The following is a 23835-nucleotide window of genomic DNA, read 5'->3' as shown; positions in this document are numbered from 1 at the left end:
CCGCGCGAAATGGGCGCCAATGTGGAGAGTAGTCGAACCGGCCGCGTGGGAAGAACCCGCACAACCGAGACGCTCAATCCGTCGTCGGCGGAGAGGCCCGCACGGGCCAGCTGCCGTCGAGGTGCTCCTCGGGATCGAGTCGGCCGACGCTGATGAAGTACTCCGTCAGGCTCGCGGCCTGCGAGCGAGCCCAGCCGATCTGACGGGTGTGCAGTTCGGTCAGCGTCGGCGGCAGCGAGAACTGGCGCGCGAGCGCCTGAGCCACCCGCCCGGCGGCGATCGCATCGGCCGACGCCTCATGCGCATCGTCGAGAGGGACGGCGTAGTGCTCGGCGACGACCTCGAGGGTGCGCTTGCCACGACGGTAGCGGTCGTAGGCCTTGTCGATGACGAAGGGATCGATCACGGGCGCGGGATCGACGAGCGGCTCGACCCCGTGCCGGGTGGCGTCATGGGCGAGCAGGGAGAAGTCGTAGGCGGCGTTGTAGGCGACGACCGGCACGCCCTGATCGAGGAGGGAGCGCAGGGCGGACGTGACCTCGGCGATGACCTCGCCTGCGGGGCGGCCGTTCTCGCGTGCGTATCCGGTGGTGATGCCGTGCACCGCCGTCGCGCCGTCGGGAATCACGATTCCCGGGTCGGCGAGCCAGGAGCGCGCCGCGATCTGTCGTCCCTCGGCATCGAGCACCCCGACGTGAGCCGTGACCACGCGGTCGGAGGCGACATCGATGCCGGTCGTCTCCAGGTCGAACACCGCGACACGGGTGAGCCAGGCGGGAAGCGGAGCACCGGGTGACATGCCTTCACCGTAGAGCCGCCGTCGGACATTCAGGAGAAGGCGCACTGCGGCTCGTAGACTCGGAGCATGACGGTGCCATCGCCCTACGCCGACCGACTTCGCCGCCTGCCGGTGCAGCGGCACGAGGTCGCCGTGCGCGGCGGCGTGACCGCGTACTGGGAGTACGGACCGGCGGATGCCGACACCACCGTCGTGGCGGTGCACGGTTTCCGCGGCGAACATCACGGCCTCGAGCCCGTGCTCGCCTACCTTCCCGAGGTGCGGGTGATCGCCCCCGACCTGCCGGGGTTCGGCGAGTCCGCGCCGCTTCCCGGACGCACGCACGACCTCGACGAGTACGCAGCGTGGCTGACCGAGTTCACCGCCGCCGTCGCGCCGGGAGCTGTCATCCTCGGCCACTCCTTCGGCTCCATCGTGACGGCCGCCGCGGTCGCCGGCGGCCTGGCGACGCCGCGCCTCATCCTGCTCAATCCGATCGGCGCCCCGGCTCTGGAGGGCCCGAAGGGGCTCATGACGCGGCTCGCCGTGCTCTACTACGCGCTCGGTGCCCGCCTTCCGGAGCGGCTCGGGACCGCACTGCTGCGGAACCGGGTCATCGTGCGGGTGATGAGCATCACGATGGCGAAGACGAAGGATGCGGCGCTACGGCGCTTCATCCACGATCAGCACGACACGTACTTCTCGCGGTTCTCCGACCGGGACGTGCTGCGCGACGCGTTCGTGGCGAGCGTGTCGCACGACGTGCGGGAGTTCGCCTCGGACATCGAGGTTCCGACGCTCCTGGTCGCCGCCGAGCGCGACGACATCACGCCGATCGAGGCCGAGCGGACGCTGGCCGCGCTGTTCGACGACGCGACGCTGGTGGAGATCGCCCACGTCGGGCATCTCATCCACTACGAGACCCCGGCCGAGGCCGCCGGGGCTGTCCGCCGATTCCTCAGGATTCCCGTCGCGCGAGGCCGATGAGGCCGGCGACCCGGAACGGGATCACCTCGCCCATCGCGAGCGAGGTCTCGGTCCTCTCGACGCCTTCGATCGACAGGATCCGGGCGTCGGTGTCGAAGAGGTGTCTGGCGTCGCGGCAGGCCACGCGCGCGAGAAGGTCGATCGAACCGCTCAGACCGTGAGCCTGGACGATCTCGGGGATGCGCGCGAGCTCGTTGATGATACGAGGCAGCTCGGGCTGCCGGACGCCGATGTTGACGAACGCCTGCAGCGGGAAGCCGAGCACGTCGGGGGAGAAGGAGCGCTCGTAGGAGAGGAAGACCCCCGTCTGCTCGAGACGCGCCATCCGGGCCTGGATCGTGTTGCGCGAGAGCTTGAGGTTCTCGGCCAGCGCGACGATCGTGATGCGCGGGTCGTCGGCGAGTGCGGCGAGGAGTTCGAGATCGATGCGGTCCAGTCCAGGCATAGTGCCAAACCTTAGCAGGCGCCAGATCGCCGAAATTGAGCAACATGCTCAAGCGCATCGCAATTGCTTGAGCGAGGTGTTGAGCAGACGTAGCCTCAGAGCAGGCCGGTGATGTCGCCGGTGCCGCCGCGAGTACCCCACGAGGGCCGCTGAGGACTTGGAGGACGATGATGTCACCGCAGATCACGCCCATCGCAGACACCGCACAGGATCTGGAGCTCTCCGAGCGCATCCTGGCCCCGGACGGATCGCGCATCGTGAACCCCCGGCTGGACGCCTTCGTGGCCGATGTGGATGCCGCCCAGTTGCGCGCCCTGCACCGCGACATGGTGATCCTCCGCCGCATCGACTCCGAAGGCGTCGCGCTCCAGCGGCAGGGTCAGCTCGGCCTCTGGGCACCGTGCCAGGGGCAGGAGGCGACGCAGATCGGCACCGCCAGGGCACTGGCCCCGCAGGACTACGTCTTCCCGAGCTACCGCGAGACCGGCGTCATCTACGCCCGTGGCGCGCAGCCCGGAGACTACGTCCGCATGTGGCGCGGTGAGGAGGGTGCAGGACACGACCCGGAGGCGCTCCGCGTGGCCCCGCTCCAGATCATCATCGGTGCGCAGACGCTGCACGCGGTCGGCTACGCCCTGGGCATCCGCCACGAGGGCGCGGACGAGGTCGCCGTGACGTACTTCGGCGACGGCGCGACCAGCCAGGGTGACGTCAACGAGGCCATGATCTTCGCGTCCTCCTACCAGGCGCCCGTCGTCTTCGTCTGCCAGAACAACCACTGGGCGATCTCCGAGCCCGTGGCGGTGCAGTCGCAGTTCCCGATCGCCGGGCGCGCCCCGGGCTTCGGCATCCCGAGCCTGCGCGTCGACGGCAACGATGTGCTGGCGTGCATGGCGGCGATGCGCTGGGCGCTCGACCACGCGCGTTCCGGCAAGGGACCCGCGTACATCGAGGCCGTGACCTATCGGATGGGACCGCACACGACCGCGGACGACCCGACGCGCTACCGTGACGACGCCGAGCTCGAATCCTGGCGCCGCCGCGACCCCATCGCGCGGCTCGAGCAGTACCTGCGGAGCACGGGGGAGTTCAGCGACGCGCACGTCGCCGAGACCCAGGCGGCCGCGGATGCCGTCGCCAAGGAGATGCGCGCGGCCTGCCTCGGCATGGTCACCCGCCCGCCGCTCGCCGTCTTCGACGGTGTGTACGCCGAGCCGCACACGGGGCTCGAGCGCCAGCGCGACGAGTACGCGGCCTACCTCGCGACGTTCGAGGTGGAGGCGTGACCATGACGGAGATGACTCTCGGCAAGGCCCTCGGAGCAGGTCTCCGCCAGGCCATGCGCGACGACGACAAGGTCGTCCTCCTCGGTGAGGACATCGGCAAGCTCGGCGGAGTGTTCCGCATCACCGACGGACTGCTGGACGAGTTCGGTGCCTCTCGCGTGATCGACACCCCGCTCGCGGAGTCGGGCATCGTCGGCATGGCGGTCGGACTCGCCTTCCGCGGCTACCGTCCGGTCGTCGAGATCCAGTTCGACGGATTCGTGTACCCGGCGTTCGACCAGATCGTCGCACAGGTCGCCAAGCTCCATTACCGCACGCAGGGGCGGGCGAAGATGCCGATCACCATCCGCATCCCGTGGGCGGGTGGGATCGGTGCGGCCGAGCATCACTCCGAATCGCCCGAGGCCTACTTCGTGCACACCGCGGGACTCCGCGTCATCGCGGTGTCCAACCCGGAGGACGCCTACCGCAGTCTGCGCCAGGCCATCGCCAGCGATGATCCCGTGATCTTCTTCGAGCCCAAGCGCCTGTATCACCACAAGGGCGAGGTCGACCTCGCAGCCCCTCTCGCCGATGCGTCGCCGATGGGGCTCGCGCGCGTCGTGCGCGCCGGTTCCGATGCCACTCTGATCACCTACGGCGCCATGGTGTCGACCGCCCTCCAGGCGGCGGATGCCGCGGAGGACGAGGGCATCTCGCTCGAGGTCATCGACCTGCGCTCGCTCTCCCCGATCGACTACGACTCGGTCGCGGCATCCGTTCGCAAGACCGGACGGGTCGTCGTGGCACACGAGGCCTCGCGTGAGGCGGGCGTCGCCGCCGAAGTGATCGCGAGCATCACGGAACGCTGCTTCGAGTACCTCGAGTCGGCACCGCTCCGCGTCACCGGACACGACATCCCATATCCCCCCGCGAAGCTCGAGAAGTACCACCTGCCCGACCTCGACCGGCTCCTCGACGCGGTGGACCGCGTGCTGGACCGGCCGAACAGCCTGACGGGAGCAGACGCATGAACGCGGAGTTCCGCCTGCCGGACCTCGGTGAAGGACTCACCGAGGCGGAGGTCGTGCAGTGGCTCGTCGCCCCCGGCGATGCGGTGACCCTGAACCAGACGCTCGCCGAGGTCGAGACCGCGAAGGCCGTGGTGGAGCTGCCTTCCCCCTACGAGGGAACAGTCGCGACGCTGCACGCCGAAGCGGGTCAGACCGTGGCCGTCGGCGCCCCGCTGATCGACTTCGACGTGGAGGGCGCCGATGAGCCGGCCCCTCAGGATGATGCGGGCGAGAAGGCGCAGCCGAACCTCGTCGGATACGGTGCCGCGCCGACCAGCGCCGGTCGTCCTGCCCGGCGCGCGCGTCGTGCAGGCGCGGCATCCGCGGTGTCGGACACGGCGGTGCTCGAGGCGGCGCCGCACGATGCCACACCTGCGGCGAGCACCGACACCGTGATCGAGCGTCCCCGATCCACCCCGCCGGTCCGTGCCCACGCCAAGCGGCTCGGCATCGATCTGGTTCTGGTCGCGGCGGAGGTCGGCGATCGACTGATCACCCGCAACGACGTCGACGCCTACGCGGAGCGCGTCGGCGCGGTCTCCGCAGCAGTCACCGCGCCGGCGCTGGGGGAGCCGACGGCTCCGGCCACGCCCGCCGCGCTGTTCGCGGCCGCGCAGGAGGGGGAACGCGAGACCCGCATCCCCATCCGCGGCGTCCGCAAGCACACGGCCGCCGCGATGGTGCAGAGCGCTTTTACGGCCCCGCACGTCACCGTCTTCCACACCGTCGATGTGACGGCGACCATGGACCTGTTGGCGAGTCTGCGCGAAGACCGGTCGCTCGGCGAGCATCGGATCGGGCCGCTCGCCGTCATCGCGAAGGCGGTGTGTCTCGCACTCGGGCGCACCCCGGGGCTGAACTCCCGCTGGGATGAGGCGGCAGGCGAGATCGTCCAGCACAACTTCGTCGATCTCGGCATCGCCGCGGCCACGGACCGAGGGCTGATCGTCCCCAACATCCGCGACGCGGATCAGCTGAGCCTCACCGGACTGGCCGGGGCTCTGAAGGCTCTCGCCGAGACGGCTCGATCCGGCAAGACATCGCCGGCGGAGCTCGCCGGCGGCACCTTTTCGATCTCCAACATCGGCGTGTTCGGCGTGGATGCGGGGACGCCGATCCTCCCGCCCGGGCAGTCCGGCATCCTCGCCGTCGGCGCCGTGCGCCGGCAGCCATGGGAGTACCGCGGTGAGATCGCTCTGCGCCAGATGATGACGCTGAGCCTCTCGTTCGACCATCGGCTCGTGGACGGGGCCGAGGGCGCCCGATTCCTGAAGGACGTCGCGGATGTCCTTCAGGAGCCGGGCCGCGCGATGCTCTTCAGATAGCGGCTCGCAAAGCGGCATCCGCCATCGCGACGAGGACGCTCGCGGTGGCGGCGTGCCGTCGAGCGGCGGCCCGTGTGCTGTGCGGGGTGGAGTTGATGAGGCCGAAGCAGGCCTGCACGCGGAGCCTCAGCTCATCGCGGTGAGCGGGGGAGTCCTCAGCAGTCGGGTGGAGAGGCGCCAGCACGTCCATCCAGAGTTCGATGTAGGCGCGCTGCAGGCGCCGGACCTCCGCGCGATCCGCCTCGGAGAGGTGCGCGACATCACGATCCTGCACCTGGATGACCTCGGCGTTCCCGAGCGCGAAGTCCACGTGGAACCGGATCAGCGCCGGCATCCGCTCGTCGGGTGTCGATGCGCTGTCCGCGACCCGCTGACCGCCGTGGACCAGGTCCTGACTCACCTTCACCAGGACCGCGCCGAGCAGCGCCTGCTTGCCGGCGAAGTGGCGGTACACGGCAGGGCCCGACACGCCGACCGCAGCGCCGATGTCCTCGAGGCTGACGCCCGTGTAGCCGCGCTCGGCGAAGAGCCGAGCGGCGGCGTGAAGGATCGCGTCGGAGCGCTCGGCCTTCGCGCGGTCTCGGGCGGTGACCGGGCTTGTCATCTCAGTTAATCCTCGCTAACCTGAATCAACGGGTTAGTGAACACTAACCGAGAATGCATGCACGCGCCAGGGCCATCGACCGGCGCGACGTGGGTCGAGGAGGACATCACGATGCCGGCAACCCAGGAGTCGCTCGCCGACGAACTGCGGGCGCGCCTTGCGACAGCGGCGCGCGGGGGACCCGAGGCGTCCCGTGAACGCCATCTGGCTCGGGGAAAGCTGCTCCCGCGGGATCGCGTGGCACGCCTCCTCGATGAGGGCAGCCCCTTCCTCGAGGTCGCACCGCTCGCCGCGGACGGGCTGTACGGGGGAGAGGCCCCCGGTGCGGGGGTCATCGCGGGCATCGGTCTCGTCCACGGCCGCCACGTGATGGTGGTCTGCAACGACGCGACCGTCAAGGGCGGCACGTACTACCCGCTGACGGTGAAGAAGCACCTCCGCGCGCAGGAGATCGCCCTCGAGAACCGCCTCCCGTGCCTCTACCTCGTCGATTCGGGCGGCGCGTTCCTGCCGAAGCAGGACGAGGTGTTCCCCGACCGCGAGCACTTCGGACGCATCTTCTTCAACCAGGCGCGGATGTCCGCGGAGCGGATCCCGCAGCTCGCCGCCGTCCTGGGCTCCTGCACGGCCGGCGGGGCCTACGTCCCCGCGATGAGCGATGAGACGGTCATCGTCCGTGGACAGGGCACGATCTTCCTCGGAGGCCCGCCTCTCGTGAAAGCCGCGATCGGTGAGATCGTGACGGCGGAGGAGCTCGGCGGGGGAGAGCTTCACGCCCGGCGCAGCGGTGTCGTCGACCACCTCGCGGAAGACGACGAGCACGCCCTCGAGATCCTCCGCGACATCGTCGCCACGCTGCCGCCGCCTCAGACACCCGCCTGGGAGGTGCTCGACAGTCGTCCGCCGACGGAGCAGTCGTCGCTCTACGACGTCGTGCCCGTCGATGTGAACGCCGGCTACGACGTGCGCGAGGTCATCTCGCGACTCGTCGACGGCGACACGTTCCGCGAGTTCAAAGTGGAGTACGGCACGACCCTGGTCACCGGATTCGCCCGCCTGCACGGGCATCCCGTCGGGATCGTGGCCAACAACGGCGTGCTGTTCAGCGAGTCGGCGCTCAAGGGAGCGCACTTCATCGAGCTGTGCGATCAGCGCGGCATCCCGCTGCTGTTCCTGCAGAACATCACCGGATTCATGGTCGGGTCGGATGCCGAGGCCGGCGGGATCGCGAAGGACGGGGCCAAGATGGTCACCGCCGTCGCCAGCACCCGCGTGCCCAAGCTCACCGTCATCATCGGCGGATCGTTCGGCGCCGGCAACTACTCCATGTGCGGCCGTGCGTACTCGCCGCGCTTCCTCTGGACCTGGCCCGCCAGCCGCATCTCGGTGATGGGCGGCGCGCAGGCGGCATCCGTCCTCGCGACGGTAAAGGAGGATCAGCTCTCCGCCCGCGGCGACGGATGGACCCCCGAGGACCGTGCGTCGTTCGAGGCGCCTATCCGTGAGCAGTACGAGCAGCAGGGCGAGCCGTACTACGCCACCGCCCGGATCTGGGACGACGGCATCGTCGACCCGGCGCAGACCCGCGACCTCCTGGGCCTCGCCCTCGATGTCGTCGCCCGCAGTCCGCTGCCCGAACCGCGCTTCGGCGTCTTCCGGATGTGAGTGCCATGAGCTTCCATACCGTCCTCGTCGCCAACCGCGGAGAGATCGCGCGCCGCGTGATCCGCACGCTGCGCGAGCTCGGCATCCGCAGCGTCGCCGTCTACAGCGACGCAGATGCCGCAGCGCCCCACGTGCGCGAAGCGGATGCGGCCGTGCGCATCGGCCCGGCACCGGCCGCCGAGTCCTATCTCGACATCGACGCGGTGATCGCCGCGGCTCGCGCCACGGGGGCGCAGGCGATCCATCCCGGCTACGGCTTCCTCTCCGAGAGTGTGGGTCTCGCCGAGGCCTGCGCGGAGAGCGGGATCGTCTTCATCGGACCGTCCGTCGAGGCACTGCAGATCATGGGCGACAAGGCACGGGCGCGCGATCATGTGATGCGCTACGGCGTTCCGGTCGTCCCCGGCTTCGACGCCAGGGGGCTCTCCGACGGCGAGATCGCCGAGGAGGCGGAGCGTGTCGGCTTCCCCCTCCTGGTCAAGCCCAGCGCGGGCGGGGGCGGAAAAGGCATGGAGATCGTGGCGGACGCCGGGGGTCTCGCCGGAGCGCTGGCTTCGGCTCGACGCGTCGCGGCAGCCGCCTTCGGCGATGACTCCCTGATCCTGGAGCGTCTGATCCGACGCCCCCGGCACATCGAGGTCCAGGTGTTCGGCGACGCCCACGGCACCGTGATCGCCCTCGGCGAGCGGGAGTGCACGCTGCAGCGGCGGCACCAGAAGGTCGTCGAGGAGGCGCCGTCGGCCGGAATCCCGGCCGAGACGCGCGAGCGCCTTCTCTCCGCAGCCGTGCAGGCCGGCGAGAGCGTGTCCTACGTCGGCGCGGGGACCGTGGAGTTCCTGGTCGACGCGGATTCCCCCGAAGACGTGTTCTTCATCGAGATGAACACGCGTCTGCAGGTCGAACACCCGGTCACCGAGGAGGTCACCGGTCTGGACCTGGTCGCGCTGCAGCTGCGCGCAGCCGCCGGTCTGCCACTCGACGTGACGCCGGCCCTCCGCGGACATGCTGTCGAGGCGCGGGTCTACGCGGAATCGCCCGAACGCGGATTCCTGCCGTCAACCGGGACCGTGCTGCTGTTCGACCCTCCTGTGGGCGTGCGCGTGGATGCCGCGATCGAGACGGGCAGCGAGGTCACGGGCTTCTACGACCCCATGATCGCGAAGATCATCGCCTTCGCCGACGATCGCACGACGGCGCTCCGTCGGCTCGACGAGGCGCTTTCCCAGACCGTCGTGCTCGGCGTCGACACGAACATCTCCTTCCTGCGCCAGCTCTGCCGTGACGCGCGCGTCATCGCCGGTGATCTCGACACCGGACTGATCGAATCGCTGCTGCCGGTCGCCGCGGAGAAGCCCACCGCGGCGATGCTCGCGGCAGCTCACGCGGCAGCGCCGTCGCGCCCCGAGCCGGTCAGGACGAGCCCGCTCTGGCGCGATCGTCCCGGCTGGCGTCTGGGCGCGGTTCCGATCGAGCGTGAAGCATTCGCCGTCCTCACGGACGACGACGAGATCATCGAGGCGCCGTCCGAGGACGACGGAGCATCGCGCGGTCGCACGCACGCCGCCGTCGACGCCGACGGTGCCGTGTGGGTCGCCGAGGACGGGCGGACCGTCCGGCTCCTGCCACTCGACCGCCGTGAGCGGATGCGACGACGGCTCGTCGCGCATGACGGAGGCACGTCGGCGACCGAGCCGGAGGCGCGAGCGCCGATGCCGGGGAGCGTCGTCGCGGTGCACGTGCAGGACGGTGCCCGCGTCATGGCGGGCACGCCGCTGATCGCCATCGAGGCGATGAAGATGGAGCACCCGGTGCTCGCGCCGCATGACGGCGTGGTTCATCTGCTGGTCGCCGTGGGCGATCAGGTTCGGCGCGACCAGCCGGTCGCGCGTGTGACGACGGAGGAGAGCTGATGATGGAAGACCTGTCCGAAGAGGAGCGCGAGCTCGCCGCCATGGTGCGCGAGTTCGCCGAGACCATCGTCGCGCCCCAGTCGTACGAAGCCGATCGTACGCACACGCTGTCGATGGACGTCGTGGCGCAGATGGGCGATCTGGGACTGTTCGGCCTGCCCTTCTCCGAGGAGTACGGCGGCCAGGGCGGCGACTACATGGCGCTCGGCATCGCCATCGAGGCGCTCGGCCGCGTCGACCAGTCCATCGCGATCACCCTCGAAGCGGGAGTGAGCCTCGGAGCGATGCCGATCTACCGCTTCGGAACCGAGGAGCAGCGGCAGGAGCTGCTTCCCGATCTGCTCGCCGGTCGAGCCCTCGCCGGCTTCGGCCTCACCGAGCCGGAAGCCGGCAGCGACGCGGGTGCGACGCGCACCACCGCCCGGCTGGAAGGCGACGAGTGGGTCGTCGACGGGTCCAAGCAGTTCATCACCAACTCCGGCACGCCGATCACGCGATTCGTGACCGTGACCGCGGTCACCGGCGTGGAGAACGGCCGCAAGGAGATCTCGACGATCATCGTCCCGAACGGCACGCCGGGTTTCACCGTCGAGCCGCCGTACGACAAGGTCGGCTGGAACGCCTCCGACACGCATCCGCTGAGCTTCCAGGGTGCGCGGGTCCCGGCGGCGAACCTCCTGGGCGAGCGCGGACGCGGATTCAAGAACTTCCTCAGCATCCTCGACGAGGGCCGCATCGCGATCGCCGCGCTCTCCACGGGTGCGGCGGAAGGGTGCTTGGAGGCCGCCGTCGACTACGCGAAGAGTCGCACGATCTTCGGCAGCGCGCTGAGCACCCGGCAGAACGCCCAGTTCACGCTGGCGCGCATGCGGGCGCGCGTGCACACGGCGCGGCTCGCCTGGCACCACGCGGCGCGGTTGCGCGACGCCGACAAGCCGTTCGCCGAGGCGGCCGCGATCGCCAAGCTCGTCGCCGGCGAGGCTGCGATGGACAACGCCAGGGACGCCACCCAGATCTTCGGCGGCAACGGATTCATGAACGAGTTCCCCGTCGCACGGCACTATCGTGACTCGAAGATCCTGGAGATCGGCGAGGGCACCACCGAGGTGCAGCTCCTGGTCATCGCCCGAGGGCTCGGACTCGCCGGGTAGCGTGGGCGACATGCCAGAGGACATCATCCAGCGAGGCCTCTACTTCGAGGAGTTCACGGCCGACGCCCGCTATCTGCACCGTCCGGGTCGCACGGCCACGGAGGCCGACAACGTGCTGTTCACGACGCTGACCATGAACACGCAGGCGCTGCACCTCGACGCGGCGTTCGCCGATGCGCAGGCCCCGTTCCATGCGCGGCTGATGAACTCCATGTGGACGCTGTCGACGATGGTCGGAGCCTCCGTCGCGCAGCTGACCCAGGGCACCCTCGTGGCGCAGCTCGGCTTCGGCGACATCACCTTCCCTCATCCGCTGTTCGCGGGCGACACCCTCTACACCGAGAGCGTGATCGTCGAGAAGCGGCTGTCGTCGTCGCGCCCCGGTCAGGGCATCGTGCAGATCGCGCACACCGGGCGCAATCAGGACGGCACGGTCGTCGCCACCGCCACGAGAAGCGTCCTCGTGCACTGTCTTCCGGAGGGATCCGCGTGACGTCGTTCGACCTGGGGCCCGCCCTGCTGTTCTGCCCAGCGGACCGTCCGGAGCGCTTCCGCACCGCGCTCGAACGCGCCGACGCCGTGATCCTCGACCTCGAGGATGCTGTGCTGCCCGAGGCGAAGGCCGCGGCGCGGGTCAACCTGATCCACGCCGACATCGATCCCGAGCGCGTGATCGTGCGGGTGAACCCCCCGAGCACCGGGCATTTCGCCGCCGATCTCGAGGCACTGGAACAGACGCCGTTCCGCACGATCATGGTCGCGAAGACGGAGAGCACCGAGGGCCTTGCGGCGTTCGACGATCGGTTCTCACTCATCGCGCTGTGCGAGACGGCCCGCGGCATCCATGCGGCCCGCGAGATCGCCGCGCATCCGCTGGTCGAAGCGATGATGTGGGGCGCGGAGGACCTCGTGGCCTCGCTCGGCGGCACGTCGTCCCGCACACCGGGCGGCGCCTATCGCGAGATCGCCCGCTACTCCCGTTCGCGCGTGCTGTTGGAAGCAGGCGCGCACGGCAAGGCGGCCATCGACGCGGTGCACATCGACCTCGACGACGTGCAGGGTCTCGAGGAGGAGGCGACGGATGCCGCGGCGTCCGGGTTCCGGGCCACGGCCTGCATCCATCCGAACCAGGTCGCCGTGATCCGCGCGGCGTATCTGCCCGATGAAGCGACGGTCGTGTGGGCGCGCGCGGTGCTCGCCGCTGCGGAGCAGGAGCGCGGGGTCTTCCGATTCGAGGGCCGGATGGTCGACGAGCCGGTCCTTCGGCACGCACGGTCCGTCGTGGCCCGCGTCAGTTGATCAGATGACCAGCGACTCCTCGAGGAGTCGGAGGGAGCCGGGGGACGCCTCGAAGCGATGCGCCGAGCCGTTCGCGATGACCTCGCCCTCGCGCGGCAGCGTGCCTCCGGAGACCTGATCGATCACCGAGCGGATGACGCCGCCGTGCGCCACCACCAGCACGGACTCGGCCAGGGGAGCAGACCTGCGCCGGGAGTCGCGCGCGATCGCATGGAGGGCGGCGATGGCGCGCACGCCGACCGCGTGCAGGGATTCAGCGCCCGGAACCTCGGCATGCCAGTCGCCGTAGGTCGAGATGTACTCGGAGACCAGCATCCCCTCGCCCTCGCCGAACTCGCGCTCCCGCACGTCGGGGACGACGCCCGCGAGCTCCAGCCCGAGCTCTGCCGCGATGATCTCGGCGGTCTCCTTCGCGCGGAGAAGCGGACTCGAGTAGATCGCGTGGTGCGGCGTCACGGCGAGATGACCGGCCGCGCGGTGCGCATCGGCGCGTCCCTTGTCGTTCAGGGGGATGTCGGTCGAGCCCTGGATGCGCCGGGCGAGGTTCCAGTCGGTCTGGCCGTGGCGGATGAGGGTGATGAATGTCACGAGAGCAGTTCCTGGAGAGCGGGGAGCACGTCGCTGGTGCCGGCGGCGATCGTGAGATCGGCCCAGGCATCCGCGCGGGTCGGCTCGCGGTTGACGATGATCAGGGGGATGCTGCGGCGGCGGGCCCGCTCGATGAGACGGACCCCGGAGTTCACCACGAGCGAGGAGCCCGCCACGATGAGCGCGGAGCTGGAGCGCAGCAGGGACTCCGCGGCGCGGAAGCGATCCTGCGGAACATACTCGCCGAAGAACACGACGTCGGGCTTCAGCATCCCGTCGCACACGGTGCAGGTCGGGATGACGAAGCCCTCCGTGCTCTCCGGCAGCACATCGCCGTCGGGGGCGAGCGCGACGTTCTCCGGAACCGTGATCCAGGGGTTCAGCTCCTCGATCTGCACAGCCACGTCGCGGCGGTCGAAGACCTGGCCGCAGTGCAGGCAGAGCACGCGACGCATCGTGCCGTGCACCTCGATGACGTGCGAGCTGCCGGCACGGAGGTGCAGGCCGTCGACGTTCTGCGTGATGACTCCCGAGACCGCACCGGCGGCCTCCATCTCGGCGAGGGCCACGTGGCCGGGGTTGGGCGTGGCGCGCGCGAAGGCGCGCCATCCGAGGTGACCGCCGACCCAGTAGCGTCGCCGGGCCGCCTCGTCGCCGAGGTACGTCTGGATCGTCATCGGATCGCTGCGGGTCCGCGCACCCTCACCGCGATAGGCGGGGATGCCGGAGTCGGTGGAGATGCCCGCGCCGGTCAGGAGAGCGATTCGCCGGCCACGGAGCAACCGGGCCGCCTGGGCGAGTGTCGCCGACAGCTCGGCAGTGCTCGATGCGCTCACAGGACCTCCCCGAGCGAGTCTACGACGTGTCGCGGGGGTGGGCGGTGCCCCGAGGCATCCGCCGGGTGGCAGAGTGGCTCCCGTGGAACTCATCTCCGTCGCCGACGCCGCAGACCCCCGACTGGACGACTACCGCGGTCTCACCGACACGGCTCTCCGCACTCTGCGGGAACCGCCGGACGGGCTGTACATCGCGGAATCGACGAAGGTCATCGCCCGTGCGGTCGCTGCCGGCCACCGCCCCCGCTCCCTGCTCGTCCAGGAACGCCGGATCGAAGACGTCCGGGGAATCGTCGGCGCCCTCGACGTGCCGGTGTATGTCGTGCCGGACGATGTGGCCGAAGCCGTCACCGGGTTCGCCGTGCACCGCGGCACGATCGCATCGATGCACCGTCCGCAGCTGCCGACGGTCCGCGAGGTCATCCAGGGCGCCGGTCTCGTGCTGATCCTCGAGAACATCGGCGATCACACGAACGTCGGTGCCGCCTTCCGTGCCGCGGCCGGTCTCGGCGCAGACGCGGTGCTGGTGTCGCCCGGCGGTGCGGATCCGCTGTACCGACGCAGCGTGCGGGTGAGCATGGGGACCGTGTTCCAGGTGCCGTGGACGCGCATCAGCGATTGGACGGAGACCGTGGCGGGTCTGCATGCCGCCGGCTTCGACATCGCTGCTCTGGCGCTCGAAGACGACGCCATCACACTGGATGAGTACGTCGACCTCCGCCGGGAGCGCGTCGCCGTGGTGATGGGGGCCGAGGGCGACGGTCTCTCCCGCACCGCGATCGACAGCGCCGATCACGTCGTGACGATCCCGATGAGCGGGGGAGTGGACTCGCTCAACGTCGCCTCCGCCGCAGCGGTCGCGCTCTGGGCGCTGAAGCGCTGAGGGCGCCGGCGATCAGTCCTTCTGGAGCCGGATCATCGGGGAGGCATCGGGACGCTTCGCCGCGATGTGATCGCCGGACGACTGGTGGCGGAGCCGACGGAGGACCCAGGGCACGAAGTGCTCGCGCGCCCAGCCGAAGTCCTCGGAGCGCGCCTCACGCCAGGTGCGCACCGGGAGCGGCTCGGGCTGCATGGCCTCGAGGTCGTTCGGGACGTTCAGTGCCCGCAACGCCATGCGCGCGACCTCGTGGTGACCGAGCGCGTTGTAGTGCAGGCGGTCGTCGTCGAAGAAGCGCATGTCCTGCACGACCTTGAGTGCCCACTGGTCCGCGACGATGCAGTCGTGGCGCTCGGCGATGGCTCGCACGTTCTCGTTGTAGATCGCGACCTTGCCGCGGAATGCACGGAAGACGGGGGTGAAGCCCGTGTCGATGCCGGTGAAGAGGAGGATGGCGGCGCCGGTGGAGGCGAGACGCGCGACGGCATCCTCCAGCTGCGCGGCGATCGCATCGGGGTCTGTTCCGGGGCGGATCACATCATTGCCCCCGGCGCAGATGGAGACGAGGTCGGGATGCAGGGCGACAGCGGGCTCGATCTGGTCGGCGACGATCTGCGCGATGAGCTTCCCCCGCACCGCGAGGTTCGCGTAGGCGAAGTCGTCGACCTGCTGGCCGAGCACTTCGGCGACCCGATCGGCCCAGCCACGGTGGGCGCCGGGTGCGTTCGGGTCGGGGTCGCCGATGCCCTCGGTGAACGAATCGCCCACCGCGACGAAACGGCGCCACGGGTGCACGCTCTCGTTGGGGATGTAGGGGGTCCGAGTCGAATCCTGGTTGGTCATCCAGCTCTCCTTCGCGAACGGGTGCGCCGGGCGGTGGCCGCAGCGCAGTGAACGAGCCTACCCCGCCGACGGCGTGTCGCGGCAGGGGTGCCGGATGCGGCGAGCCGCGTGCGCCGCGGTGTCGGTGGGAGCGATTATCGTGGACTCGATGCTCTCTCCGTCCTTTCCTCAGCGCGCCCCGTGGGGAACGGCGAACAAGCTGCGAGCGTGGCAGCAGGAGGCTCTGGAGCAGTACTTCGAGGCCGACCAGCGCGACTTCCTCGTGGCCGCGACACCGGGCGCAGGCAAGACGACATTCGCCCTGACGCTCGCGGTCGAGATGATGCGCATGGGCGAGGTCAATCGCATCATCGTGGTCGCCCCGACGGAGCACCTCAAGACGCAGTGGGCCGATGCGGCGGCGCGGGTCCACATCCGTCTCGATCCGCGCTTCCGGAACAGCGACTGGGCGCCGGCGAGGCACTATCACGGCGCCGTGGTCACCTACGCGCAGGTCGCGGCGAAGTCGTCGGTCCACCGTCATCTGACCGAGGATGCGAAGACGCTCGTGATCCTCGACGAGGTGCACCATGGCGGCGATGCGCTGAGCTGGGGCGACGCGATCCGCGACGCGTACGGGCCGGCCAAGCGACGACTGCTGCTGTCGGGGACCCCGTTCCGCAGCGACACCGCGCCGATCCCGTTCGTCGAGTACCACCCCGACGAATCCGGCGCGCGCATCTCGCGCACCGACTACAACTACGGCTACGGGCGCGCTCTCGCCGACGGCGTCGTGCGTCCCGTGCTGTTCCACATGTACGCCGGCAAGATGCGCTGGCGCACCACGTCAGGCGACGAGCTCGAGACGCACCTCGGTCAGGACAACACGAAGGACGTCACGTCGCAGGCCTGGCGCACGGCGCTCGACCCCGAGGGCGAGTGGATGCCCGCCGTGCTGTCGGCGGCCGATCGTCGCCTCACCGAGATCCGCCATCATGTGCCGGATGCCGGCGGCCTGGTGCTCGCGACGGATCAGACGGTGGCACGCGCCTACGCGAAGATCCTGCACAGCATCACCGGGCAACAGCCGACCGTCGTCCTCTCCGACGACGCGACCGCTTCGGAGCGGATCGAGAAGTTCAGCGCCGGCGACCAGCGCTGGATGGTCGCGGTGCGCATGGTGTCGGAGGGGGTCGACGTGCCGAGACTGGCCGTCGGTGTGTACGCCACGTCATCGTCGACGCCGCTCTTCTTCGCGCAGGCCATCGGTCGTTTCGTGCGAGCGCGCCGTCGTGGCGAGGCTGCGAGCGTCTTCCTCCCGCAGGTCCCCGTGCTCATGGGGCTCGCGGGCGAGATGGACAAGGAGCGCGACCACGCCCTCGATCGCCAGTCGAAGGACGACGACGGCCTCGAGGACTCCCTTCTCGAGAGCGCCAATCGCGAGGATGAGGCCTCGGACGCCCTCACGCAGGAGTTCAGCTACCAGGCGCTCTCCTCGGTCGCCCATTTCGACCGTGTGGTCTTCGAGGGTCAGGAGTTCGGCCAGCTCGCCGAGCCCGGCACCCCGGAGGAGGAGGAGTTCATCGGGTTCCCCGGGCTCCTCGAGCCCGAGCACGTGCACGAGCTGCTCATGCAGCGTCAGACCCGTCAGTCGCGCCTGCGCGAGGCGCGTGAGGCCTCTGCAGGGCCGACCGAGACGACGACCCTGCCCGCACCCCTCCACCGCACGCTCAAGGAGCAGCGCCAGCTGCTGAACAGTCTCGTCGGCCTGTACGCGCGGCAGAAGGGCGAACCGCACGGTGCCGTGCACGCCGAGCTCCGCCGCATCTGCGGAGGACCCGCCGTGGCACAGGCCACCGTGACGCAGCTGCAGTCCCGCATCGACGTGCTGCGCAAGCGCGTCCGCTCCTAGCCGGCGTTCGGATCCCCGAAATGCTGGCAATCCGCGTCTGAGCGCGGTTCGCGTGTGCTCGCGCGGCTAGCGTGGAACGGTTGCCCGCGCACCGGGCTTCGTGACGCCTGGAGGATCCATGACAGCGCCTACCGCAGCAGAGCCGACACCCGCTGATCACCGCCGATGGGCGCGCTACCTCGTCGAGGAGCGCGCCGAGGGTTCGGTGTACCAGAAGCTCGCCGCCCGTCGCACGGGGGAGGAGCAGGAGATCCTGCTCCGGCTCGCCGATGCGGAGCGGCGGCATGAGCAGCACTGGCTCGACCTTCTCGGCGGGGAGCCGAAGCGCCTGCCGCGGGCCGGCATCCGCTCGCGCCTGCTCGGCTGGATGGCCGGCCGCTTCGGGTCGATCTTCGTGCTCGCGCTCGCGCAGAGCGCCGAGGCGCGATCGCCGTACGACGCCGAGCAGTATGCGACGCCCGCGATGCGCGCCGACGAGAAGATCCATTACGAGGTGGTCCGCGGTCTCGCGGCCCGAGGCCGGCGGCGGCTCTCCGGGTCGTTCCGTGCCGCGGTCTTCGGTGCCAACGACGGCCTGGTGAGCAATCTCGCCCTCGTGCTCGGCATCGGCGCGACCGGAGTGAGTTCCGGGTTCGTGCTCTTCAGCGGCATCGCCGGCCTCCTCGCCGGTGCCCTGTCGATGGGCGCGGGAGAATTCGTGTCGGTGCGCTCCCAACGCGAGCTGCTCGCCGCGACCGAGGCCAACGAGGATGCGGCCGACGCGGCGGGCGATCTCGACATCGACGAGAACGAGCTCGCCCTCGTCTACCGTGCCCGCGGCATGGAGCAGGAGGAGGCTCTGGTGCGCGCCCACCGCATCGTCGAGGCGGCCAAAGCCGGCGCTCGTCGCGCGGCGACCGGGCCCGTGCGCGTGCCCGGGAGCGACCACGAGATCGTCGGCAGCGACTGGACAGCGGCGATCTCGAGCTTCCTGCTGTTCGCCTCCGGCGCGATCATCCCCGTGCTGCCGTGGATCTTCGGCCTGCAGGGCGCCGCCGCCGTCATCCTCGCGCTGGTTCTGGTGGGCATCGCCCTGCTGAGCACGGGCGCGATGGTCGGCGTCCTCTCCGGCGGTCCGCCCCTGCGTCGTGCGCTGCGTCAGCTGGCGATCGGCTTCGGTGCGGCCGCCGTGACCTACGCGCTCGGGCTCGCGTTCGGCGTCGGCGTGGCCTGACCCCGAATGCGGGCACGCGCCCGGACCACGAAGAAGGCCCCTGATCCGGAGATCAGGGGCCTTCTTCTTACCTGTGCGCGGAGGGGGACTTGAACCCCCACGCCCTTACGGGCACTACGACCTCAACGTAGCGCGTCTACCATTCCGCCACCCGCGCAGGTCTTGGATGATCGTTGCCGACCGAAGAATGAGATTAGCACGTAATGGAGCGCGCTTCGAACCGAGCCGTACGCCCGGGCGTGGCTCGCCGCTTCGGTAGCCTGGAGGCATGACCGATCCCTCCCTGCCCGAGGTCGTCCGCATCGCGAGCGACCTGATCCGGTTCGACACGTCGAACTTCGGCGGCGGCAACGCCAAGGGCGAGCGCGAGGCCGCGGAGTACGTCGGCGCCTACCTCGAGGGCCTCGGACTCGACGTCGAGTACTACGAGCCGATCCCACGCCGCACGAACGTCATGGCACGGGTTCCGGGCCGCGACAGCAGCAAGCCCGCCCTCGTCGTGCACGGCCACCTGGACGTCGTTCCGGCGATGGCGGAGGACTGGAGCGTCGACCCGTTCGCCGGTCTGGTGCAGGACGGGATGCTCTGGGGCCGCGGGGCCGTCGACATGAAGAACATGAACGCGATGATCCTGACGGCCGTCGCGGACATCCTGCGTGCGGGGGAGCAGCCCGAGCGCGACCTCGTCCTGGCGTTCTTCGCCGATGAGGAGAACGGCGGCGTGGAGGGATCCGCGCTGGTCGTGCAGAACCACCCCGAGTGGTTCGAGGGCGCCACGGCCGCCATCAGCGAGGTCGGGGGCTACTCGATCACCGTCGATGACCGGCGCGCGTACCTGCTGCAGGTCGGCGAGAAGGCCCTCATCTGGATCCGCCTGGTGGCCAAGGGCCGCGCGGGTCACGGCAGTCGTCTGCACGACGACAACGCGGTCACGAAGCTCGCCGAGGCTGTCGCCGCCATCGGACGCACCCGCTGGCCCCTCCGCCTGACGCCCACGACCGAGGCACTGCTCCAGGGGCTCAGCGACCTGACCGGCCGCAGCACAGACGATCCGGATGCTCTCGCCGCAGCCGCAGGGCCGGCCGAGGCCTTTCTGCGCTCGTCCTTCCGGACCACGTCCAACCCCACCGCGCTGACGGCGGGGTACAAGCACAACGTGATCCCGGAGCGCGCCGAGGCGCTGATCGACGTGCGCGTCATCCCGGGCACCGAAGACGACGTGCTCGCCGAACTCCAGCAGATCATCGGCGACGACATCCTGATCGAGACGGTCGTGCGCGACATCGGCATGGAGACGCCGTTCGAGGGAGAGCTCGTCGAGGCGATGGTCGCGAGCATCGGCCGCCATGACCCCGGTGTCCCCGTGATCCCGTACCTGCTCGGGGCCGGAACCGACAACAAGGCGCTGGCGTACCTCGGCATCACGGGTTACGGGTTCGCCCCGCTGAAGCTGCCGGCCGACCTCGACTTCACAGGCATGTTCCACGGCGTCGACGAGCGTGTGCCCGTAGAATCGCTTGTCTTCGGCCAGCGCGTGCTGGCCGATCTGCTGCGCACGTACTGACCGCAGCCCCACCCGCTTCCGCGCCCTCCTCACACCAGAAGGCCCTCCATGCACCTGCTCGAAGCCCTCATCCTCGGCATCGTCCAGGGACTCACCGAGTTCCTGCCCATCTCCTCCAGCGCCCACCTGCGCATCCTGGGCACCTTCCTGCCTTCCGGAGAGGATCCGGGCGCGGCATTCACCGCCATCACGCAGATCGGCACCGAGGCCGCGGTCGTGGTCTTCTTCTGGCGCGACATCGTGCGGATCGTCTCGCAGTGGTTCCGCTCGCTCGCCGGACGTGTTCCACGCAACGACCCGGATGCGCGGATGGGCTGGCTGATCATCATCGGCAGCATCCCGATCGTGGTGCTCGGACTGCTCTTCCAGGACCAGATCGAGACCGTGTTCCGCTCCATGTGGATCGTCGCGATCATGCTCATCGTGTTCGGCATCCTGCTCGGCATCGCCGACCACGTCGGGGCCAAGCGCCGGAAGCTCGGCGATCTCACCTACCCGCACGGCATCGCGTTCGGCTTCGCTCAGGCTCTCGCCCTGATCCCCGGCGTCTCCCGCTCGGGCGGCTCGATCACCATGGGGTTGTTCCTCGGCTACGAGCGCGCCGCCGCGGCCCGGTACGCGTTCCTGCTCGCGATCCCCGCAGTCTTCGGCAGCGGCTTCTACCAGGTGTTCAAGAGCTGGGGAGAGCCCTCGTTCTTCTCGTTCGGCGACACGCTGGCCGCGACCGGCATCGCGTTCGTCGTGGCACTCGGAGTGATCGCGTTCTTCATGAACTTCATCTCGAAGCGCAGCTTCCTGCCGTTCGTGATCTACCGGATCCTGCTCGGCACGGTGCTGCTGATCCTGCTCGGCACCGGGGTCATCGCGGCCTGAGCCGCGTCAGCGCTTGTGATCGCCGGGGGCGTCGCCCCTACGGCGCAGATAGCGCTCGAACGCCTGCGCGATCGCATCTCCGGACGCCTCGGGGGAGTCCCACGTGTCCCGGGTGCGCTCGAGCTGGCGGATGTACTCCGCCATGTCCTCGTCCTCGGACGCCGCAGCATCGATCGACGCCTCCCACGCGGCCGCTTCGGTCCGCAGGTGGCTGCGGTCGACGTCCACACCGGTGAGTTCCTCGAGACGGTCGAGGAGCGCGAGAGTGACCTTGGGGGAGGGCGTGGCGGAGGCGACGTAGTGCGGCACGCTCGCCCACAGGCCCGCCGTCGGGATGCCCGCGCTCTCCGCGAAGTGCTCGAAGACGCTGAGGATGCCGACGGGTCCCTCGTAGAGCGATCGCTCGAGGCCATGGGCCTCACGCACTTGCTCGTTCTGGCTCGAGGCGAAGATCGAGATCGGGCGGGTGTGCGGGACATCCGCCAGCATGGCGCCCATGGTCACGAGTCCGGTGATGTCGTCGCGCAGGGCGATGTCGATGAACTCCGAGGCGAAGGCCTGCCACGTGCGCGCCGGCTCCACTCCGGTGAGCAGCCAGAACTCGGGCCCAGGGCCGGGATCGCGAGGGCGCCAGAGGCCGGCTTCCGGCCACTTGAGCTGGCGACGGCCCTCCGCATCCATCTGCGTCGAGGGACGCGTGTACTGGTAGTCGAAGTACAGTTCGGGGTCGACCGAATGCACGAGTTCGTAATCCGACGACGAACGCAGCGCCTCGACGGCGCCACTGGCTGCTTCGCCCGCGTCGTTCCAGCCGTCGAAGGCGGCGATGACGATGCGTGAACCGAGAACATCCATCATGGGCTCCCTTCGAGATCGAGGACGTATCCCTCCAGGCTAGTCCGCGGCGGCGGGATGTGGGCGGCACCGGGCTAGCATGGGTTCAGTGAGCAGAAAGCCCCGCGCAGTCCTCTGGGACATGGATGGAACACTGGTCGACACCGAGCCGTACTGGATGGCGGCGGAGACGTCGCTGGTGGAGTCCTTCGGCGGGTCGTGGACCCATGAGGACGCCCTGCAGCTGGTCGGGAGCGGTCTGATCGACAGCGCGATCATCCTGCAGAACGCCGGCGTGGCGATGGAGCCGGAGGCGATCGTCTCCCACCTGACCGATGTCGTGCAGGAGTCGCTGCGCACCCAGGGCGTCCCGTTCCGTCCCGGGGCACGCGAGCTCCTCGCGGAGCTCAGGGATGCCGGCATCCCCACGGGGCTGGTCACGATGTCCCTCCGCCGGATGGCGCTGAACGTCGTCGACCTGATCGACTTCGAGGCTTTCGACATCGTCGTCGCCGGCGACGACGTGGACAATCCCAAGCCGCATCCTGAGCCCTACCTGCAGGCTGCCGCCCTTCTCGACGTCGACATCACCGAGGTCGTCGTGATCGAGGACTCGCCGACCGGCGTGCGTGCGGGTCTCGCCTCCGGCGCCGTCACGCTGGGCGTCCCGCACATCGTCCCGCTGGACGACCTCGGGGCGCACGAGCTCTGGCCGACGCTCGCCGGACGAGGCGTGTCGGACCTCGGAGACCTGTTCGACGCGAACAACGCCATGACGGAGGTCATCCGATGACGGATTCCGCTGCCCAGCGACCGAGCGGACCTTTCCGCGTGGGCGACCGTGTCCAGCTGACGGGGCCGAAGGGCCGCCTGCACACCGTGACCCTCCGCGAAGACGGCGAACTGCACACGCACCAGGGCGTGCTCCGCCACCGCGACCTCATCAGCCTCCCCGATGGCTCGGTGGTCGCGAACAGCTCGGGACACGACTATCTGGCCCTGCGCCCGCTGCTGCGGGACTTCGCGATGTCGATGCCCCGCGGTGCCGCGATCGTCTATCCGAAGGATGCCGCGCAGATCGTCATGCAGGCGGACATCTTCCCCGGCGCCACGGTCGTCGAGGCCGGTGTGGGCTCCGGCGCGCTGTCGCTGTCGCTCCTTCGCGCGATCGGGCCGGTCGGACGACTGATCTCCTTCGAGCGCCGCGACGACTTCGCCGATGTCGCCCGGGGCAATGTCGAGACGTTCTTCGGCGGGCATCCGGACACCTGGCGCGTCGTCGTCGGCGACCTGGTGGAATCCCTCCCCGCCGAGACTCCTGCGGGCACCGTCGACCGCGTCGTGCTCGACATGCTCGCCCCCTGGGAATGCATCGATGCCGTGGCGGAGGCACTGACCCCTGGAGGCGTGGTGCTCTGCTACGTCGCGACCGCGACGCAGCTCTCCCGCGTGGCCGAGTACATCAGGGGGACCGGCCTCTTCACCGATCCCGATGCGTCCGAGACCATGGTGCGCGGCTGGCACGTCGAAGGACTCGCCGTGCGCCCGGACCATCGGATGGTCGCGCACACCGGATTCCTCCTGACCGCCCGCCGCCTCGCTCCCGGCGCGGTCGCGCCGTCGGTCAAGCGCCGCGCGTCCAAGAGCAGCTACGGTGACGACGACGTGGAGGCCTGGACTCCCGGAGCCGTCGGCGACCGGGAGATCAACGACAAGAACCTGCGCAAGCGCGCCAGGGAGGCGGGCAAGGCGGCCGAGGGGGCGCGCCTTGCTGCTGCTTCGCGCGAATCGGAGCACGCGACGGAATAGAC

At 69.7% G+C, this 23835-nt stretch carries 23 protein-coding genes and 1 tRNA gene; 16 read left to right on the top strand and 8 right to left on the bottom strand.

Annotated elements, in window-relative coordinates; all coding sequences use genetic code 11:
* Positions 1-73: 73 nt before the first annotated feature.
* Entirely contained in the window at positions 74-799 is a 726-nt protein-coding gene (locus ABS642_RS04305) for a 3'-5' exonuclease (protein WP_350352377.1), read from the bottom strand.
* Between the two features lie 66 nt (positions 800-865).
* On the opposite strand from ABS642_RS04305, the gene ABS642_RS04300 reads away from it, so the two are divergent.
* Positions 866-1765, top strand: a complete 900-nt coding sequence (locus ABS642_RS04300) for an alpha/beta hydrolase (protein ID WP_350352376.1) — start codon at positions 866-868, stop codon at positions 1763-1765.
* Here ABS642_RS04300 and ABS642_RS04295 read toward each other — a convergent pair.
* On the bottom strand, positions 1737-2210 hold the full coding sequence (locus ABS642_RS04295) for an Lrp/AsnC family transcriptional regulator (RefSeq protein ID WP_282217215.1): 474 nt from the start codon (positions 2208-2210) through the stop codon (positions 1737-1739). The two genes, ABS642_RS04300 and ABS642_RS04295, sit on opposite strands and share 29 nt — an antisense overlap.
* Positions 2211-2380: 170 nt before the next feature.
* Here ABS642_RS04295 and pdhA point away from each other — a divergent pair, with 170 nt between their 5' ends.
* The 3 genes from pdhA to ABS642_RS04280 are packed head-to-tail and all read left to right on the top strand — an operon-like array spanning position 2381 to position 5873.
* On the top strand, positions 2381-3496 hold the full coding sequence (pdhA, locus tag ABS642_RS04290; RefSeq protein ID WP_350352375.1) for a pyruvate dehydrogenase (acetyl-transferring) E1 component subunit alpha: 1116 nt from the start codon (positions 2381-2383) through the stop codon (positions 3494-3496).
* Positions 3497-3498: 2 nt separating this feature from the next.
* The gene (locus ABS642_RS04285; RefSeq protein WP_282217214.1) at positions 3499-4509 is read left to right on the top strand and encodes an alpha-ketoacid dehydrogenase subunit beta; all 1011 of its coding nucleotides are present in this window, start codon (positions 3499-3501) and stop codon (positions 4507-4509) included.
* On the top strand, positions 4506-5873 hold the full coding sequence (locus tag ABS642_RS04280) for a dihydrolipoamide acetyltransferase family protein (protein ID WP_350352374.1): 1368 nt from the start codon (positions 4506-4508) through the stop codon (positions 5871-5873). Before ABS642_RS04285 ends, ABS642_RS04280 begins: the two co-directional genes overlap by 4 nt.
* Here the strand turns inward: ABS642_RS04280 and ABS642_RS04275 are convergent.
* Complete coding sequence (locus tag ABS642_RS04275) at positions 5866-6477, bottom strand: TetR/AcrR family transcriptional regulator (RefSeq protein WP_350352373.1); 612 nt, start codon at positions 6475-6477, stop codon at positions 5866-5868. The two genes, ABS642_RS04280 and ABS642_RS04275, sit on opposite strands and share 8 nt — an antisense overlap.
* 111 nt (positions 6478-6588) lie before the next feature.
* Between ABS642_RS04275 and ABS642_RS04270 the strand changes: the two genes are divergently transcribed.
* The 5 genes from ABS642_RS04270 to ABS642_RS04250 are packed head-to-tail and all read left to right on the top strand — an operon-like array spanning position 6589 to position 12502.
* Positions 6589-8142, top strand: coding sequence for a carboxyl transferase domain-containing protein (locus ABS642_RS04270; protein WP_350352372.1), 1554 nt, complete (start codon positions 6589-6591; stop codon positions 8140-8142).
* 5 nt (positions 8143-8147) lie between these two features.
* Positions 8148-10052, top strand: a complete 1905-nt coding sequence (locus ABS642_RS04265) for a biotin carboxylase N-terminal domain-containing protein (RefSeq protein ID WP_350352371.1) — start codon at positions 8148-8150, stop codon at positions 10050-10052.
* 2 nt (positions 10053-10054) lie between these two features.
* A complete protein-coding gene (locus ABS642_RS04260; RefSeq protein WP_350353398.1) occupies positions 10055-11203 on the top strand; it encodes an acyl-CoA dehydrogenase family protein in 1149 nt (382 codons plus the stop codon).
* A 10-nt stretch (positions 11204-11213) separates the two neighbouring features.
* Entirely contained in the window at positions 11214-11696 is a 483-nt protein-coding gene (locus ABS642_RS04255; protein WP_350352370.1) for a MaoC family dehydratase, read from the top strand.
* Entirely contained in the window at positions 11687-12502 is an 816-nt protein-coding gene (locus ABS642_RS04250; RefSeq protein WP_350353397.1) for a CoA ester lyase, read from the top strand. Before ABS642_RS04255 ends, ABS642_RS04250 begins: the two co-directional genes overlap by 10 nt.
* Here the strand turns inward: ABS642_RS04250 and ABS642_RS04245 are convergent, their stop codons facing one another.
* Both ABS642_RS04245 and ABS642_RS04240 read right to left on the bottom strand, forming a co-directional pair.
* Positions 12503-13090: a histidine phosphatase family protein gene (locus ABS642_RS04245; RefSeq protein WP_350352369.1), complete on the bottom strand. Its 588-nt coding sequence runs from the start codon at positions 13088-13090 to the stop codon at positions 12503-12505.
* Complete coding sequence (locus ABS642_RS04240; RefSeq protein ID WP_282217207.1) at positions 13087-13926, bottom strand: Sir2 family NAD-dependent protein deacetylase; 840 nt, start codon at positions 13924-13926, stop codon at positions 13087-13089. The genes ABS642_RS04245 and ABS642_RS04240 overlap by 4 nt, the downstream gene beginning before the upstream one ends.
* 82 nt (positions 13927-14008) lie before the next feature.
* Between ABS642_RS04240 and ABS642_RS04235 the strand changes: the two genes are divergently transcribed.
* A complete protein-coding gene (locus ABS642_RS04235) occupies positions 14009-14809 on the top strand; it encodes an RNA methyltransferase (RefSeq protein ID WP_350352368.1) in 801 nt (266 codons plus the stop codon).
* A 12-nt stretch (positions 14810-14821) separates the two neighbouring features.
* Here the strand turns inward: ABS642_RS04235 and ABS642_RS04230 are convergent, their stop codons facing one another.
* Entirely contained in the window at positions 14822-15649 is an 828-nt protein-coding gene (locus ABS642_RS04230) for an SGNH/GDSL hydrolase family protein (RefSeq protein ID WP_350352367.1), read from the bottom strand.
* Positions 15650-15797: 148 nt separating this feature from the next.
* On the opposite strand from ABS642_RS04230, the gene ABS642_RS04225 reads away from it, so the two are divergent.
* Both ABS642_RS04225 and ABS642_RS04220 read left to right on the top strand, forming a co-directional pair.
* The gene (locus ABS642_RS04225; protein ID WP_282217204.1) at positions 15798-17540 is read left to right on the top strand and encodes a DEAD/DEAH box helicase; all 1743 of its coding nucleotides are present in this window, start codon (positions 15798-15800) and stop codon (positions 17538-17540) included.
* A 118-nt stretch (positions 17541-17658) separates the two neighbouring features.
* Entirely contained in the window at positions 17659-18753 is a 1095-nt protein-coding gene (locus ABS642_RS04220; protein WP_350352366.1) for a VIT1/CCC1 family protein, read from the top strand.
* A 74-nt stretch (positions 18754-18827) separates the two neighbouring features.
* Here ABS642_RS04220 and ABS642_RS04215 read toward each other — a convergent pair.
* Positions 18828-18910, bottom strand: a tRNA-Leu gene (locus ABS642_RS04215).
* Between the two features lie 111 nt (positions 18911-19021).
* Here ABS642_RS04215 and ABS642_RS04210 point away from each other — a divergent pair.
* Positions 19022-20317, top strand: coding sequence for a M20/M25/M40 family metallo-hydrolase (locus ABS642_RS04210; protein WP_282217202.1), 1296 nt, complete (start codon positions 19022-19024; stop codon positions 20315-20317).
* Positions 20318-20365: 48 nt separating this feature from the next.
* Positions 20366-21190: an undecaprenyl-diphosphate phosphatase gene (locus ABS642_RS04205; RefSeq protein ID WP_282217201.1), complete on the top strand. Its 825-nt coding sequence runs from the start codon at positions 20366-20368 to the stop codon at positions 21188-21190.
* A 6-nt stretch (positions 21191-21196) separates the two neighbouring features.
* On the opposite strand, the gene ABS642_RS04200 is transcribed toward ABS642_RS04205, so the two are convergent.
* Positions 21197-22045 (bottom strand): PAC2 family protein, encoded by an 849-nt coding sequence (locus tag ABS642_RS04200; RefSeq protein ID WP_350352365.1) that lies wholly within the window; start codon positions 22043-22045, stop codon positions 21197-21199.
* A gap of 121 nt (positions 22046-22166) precedes the next feature.
* Here ABS642_RS04200 and ABS642_RS04195 point away from each other — a divergent pair, with 121 nt between their 5' ends.
* Positions 22167-22817 (top strand): HAD family phosphatase, encoded by a 651-nt coding sequence (locus tag ABS642_RS04195; RefSeq protein WP_350353396.1) that lies wholly within the window; start codon positions 22167-22169, stop codon positions 22815-22817.
* Positions 22814-23833, top strand: coding sequence for a tRNA (adenine-N1)-methyltransferase (locus tag ABS642_RS04190; RefSeq protein WP_350352364.1), 1020 nt, complete (start codon positions 22814-22816; stop codon positions 23831-23833). The genes ABS642_RS04195 and ABS642_RS04190 overlap by 4 nt, the downstream gene beginning before the upstream one ends.
* Positions 23834-23835 lie beyond the last annotated feature (2 nt).

It is taken from the genome of Microbacterium sp. A8/3-1, from assembly GCF_040267695.1.
Lineage (GTDB): Bacteria > Actinomycetota > Actinomycetes > Actinomycetales > Microbacteriaceae > Microbacterium > Microbacterium luteolum.
Note: the sequence above shows the minus strand (reverse complement) of the source record. Positions and strands in the feature narration are given on the sequence as shown.

Coding starts and splice junctions, on each gene's coding strand:
- ABS642_RS04270 (WP_350352372.1), top strand. CDS start 6,589: ATGCCGGCAACCCAGGAGTCGCTCGCCGACGAACTGCGGGCGCGCCTT.
- ABS642_RS04210 (WP_282217202.1), top strand. CDS start 19,022: ATGACCGATCCCTCCCTGCCCGAGGTCGTCCGCATCGCGAGCGACCTG.
- ABS642_RS04265 (WP_350352371.1), top strand. CDS start 8,148: ATGAGCTTCCATACCGTCCTCGTCGCCAACCGCGGAGAGATCGCGCGC.
- ABS642_RS04305 (WP_350352377.1), bottom strand. CDS start 799: ATGTCACCCGGTGCTCCGCTTCCCGCCTGGCTCACCCGTGTCGCGGTG.
- ABS642_RS04205 (WP_282217201.1), top strand. CDS start 20,366: ATGCACCTGCTCGAAGCCCTCATCCTCGGCATCGTCCAGGGACTCACC.
- ABS642_RS04220 (WP_350352366.1), top strand. CDS start 17,659: ATGACAGCGCCTACCGCAGCAGAGCCGACACCCGCTGATCACCGCCGA.
- ABS642_RS04200 (WP_350352365.1), bottom strand. CDS start 22,045: ATGGATGTTCTCGGTTCACGCATCGTCATCGCCGCCTTCGACGGCTGG.
- pdhA (WP_350352375.1), top strand. CDS start 2,381: ATGTCACCGCAGATCACGCCCATCGCAGACACCGCACAGGATCTGGAG.
- ABS642_RS04230 (WP_350352367.1), bottom strand. CDS start 15,649: ATGACCAACCAGGATTCGACTCGGACCCCCTACATCCCCAACGAGAGC.
- ABS642_RS04260 (WP_350353398.1), top strand. CDS start 10,055: ATGGAAGACCTGTCCGAAGAGGAGCGCGAGCTCGCCGCCATGGTGCGC.
- ABS642_RS04255 (WP_350352370.1), top strand. CDS start 11,214: ATGCCAGAGGACATCATCCAGCGAGGCCTCTACTTCGAGGAGTTCACG.
- ABS642_RS04195 (WP_350353396.1), top strand. CDS start 22,167: ATGGATGGAACACTGGTCGACACCGAGCCGTACTGGATGGCGGCGGAG.
- ABS642_RS04225 (WP_282217204.1), top strand. CDS start 15,798: ATGCTCTCTCCGTCCTTTCCTCAGCGCGCCCCGTGGGGAACGGCGAAC.
- ABS642_RS04275 (WP_350352373.1), bottom strand. CDS start 6,477: ATGACAAGCCCGGTCACCGCCCGAGACCGCGCGAAGGCCGAGCGCTCC.
- ABS642_RS04285 (WP_282217214.1), top strand. CDS start 3,499: ATGACGGAGATGACTCTCGGCAAGGCCCTCGGAGCAGGTCTCCGCCAG.
- ABS642_RS04280 (WP_350352374.1), top strand. CDS start 4,506: ATGAACGCGGAGTTCCGCCTGCCGGACCTCGGTGAAGGACTCACCGAG.
- ABS642_RS04295 (WP_282217215.1), bottom strand. CDS start 2,210: ATGCCTGGACTGGACCGCATCGATCTCGAACTCCTCGCCGCACTCGCC.
- ABS642_RS04190 (WP_350352364.1), top strand. CDS start 22,814: ATGACGGATTCCGCTGCCCAGCGACCGAGCGGACCTTTCCGCGTGGGC.
- ABS642_RS04300 (WP_350352376.1), top strand. CDS start 866: ATGACGGTGCCATCGCCCTACGCCGACCGACTTCGCCGCCTGCCGGTG.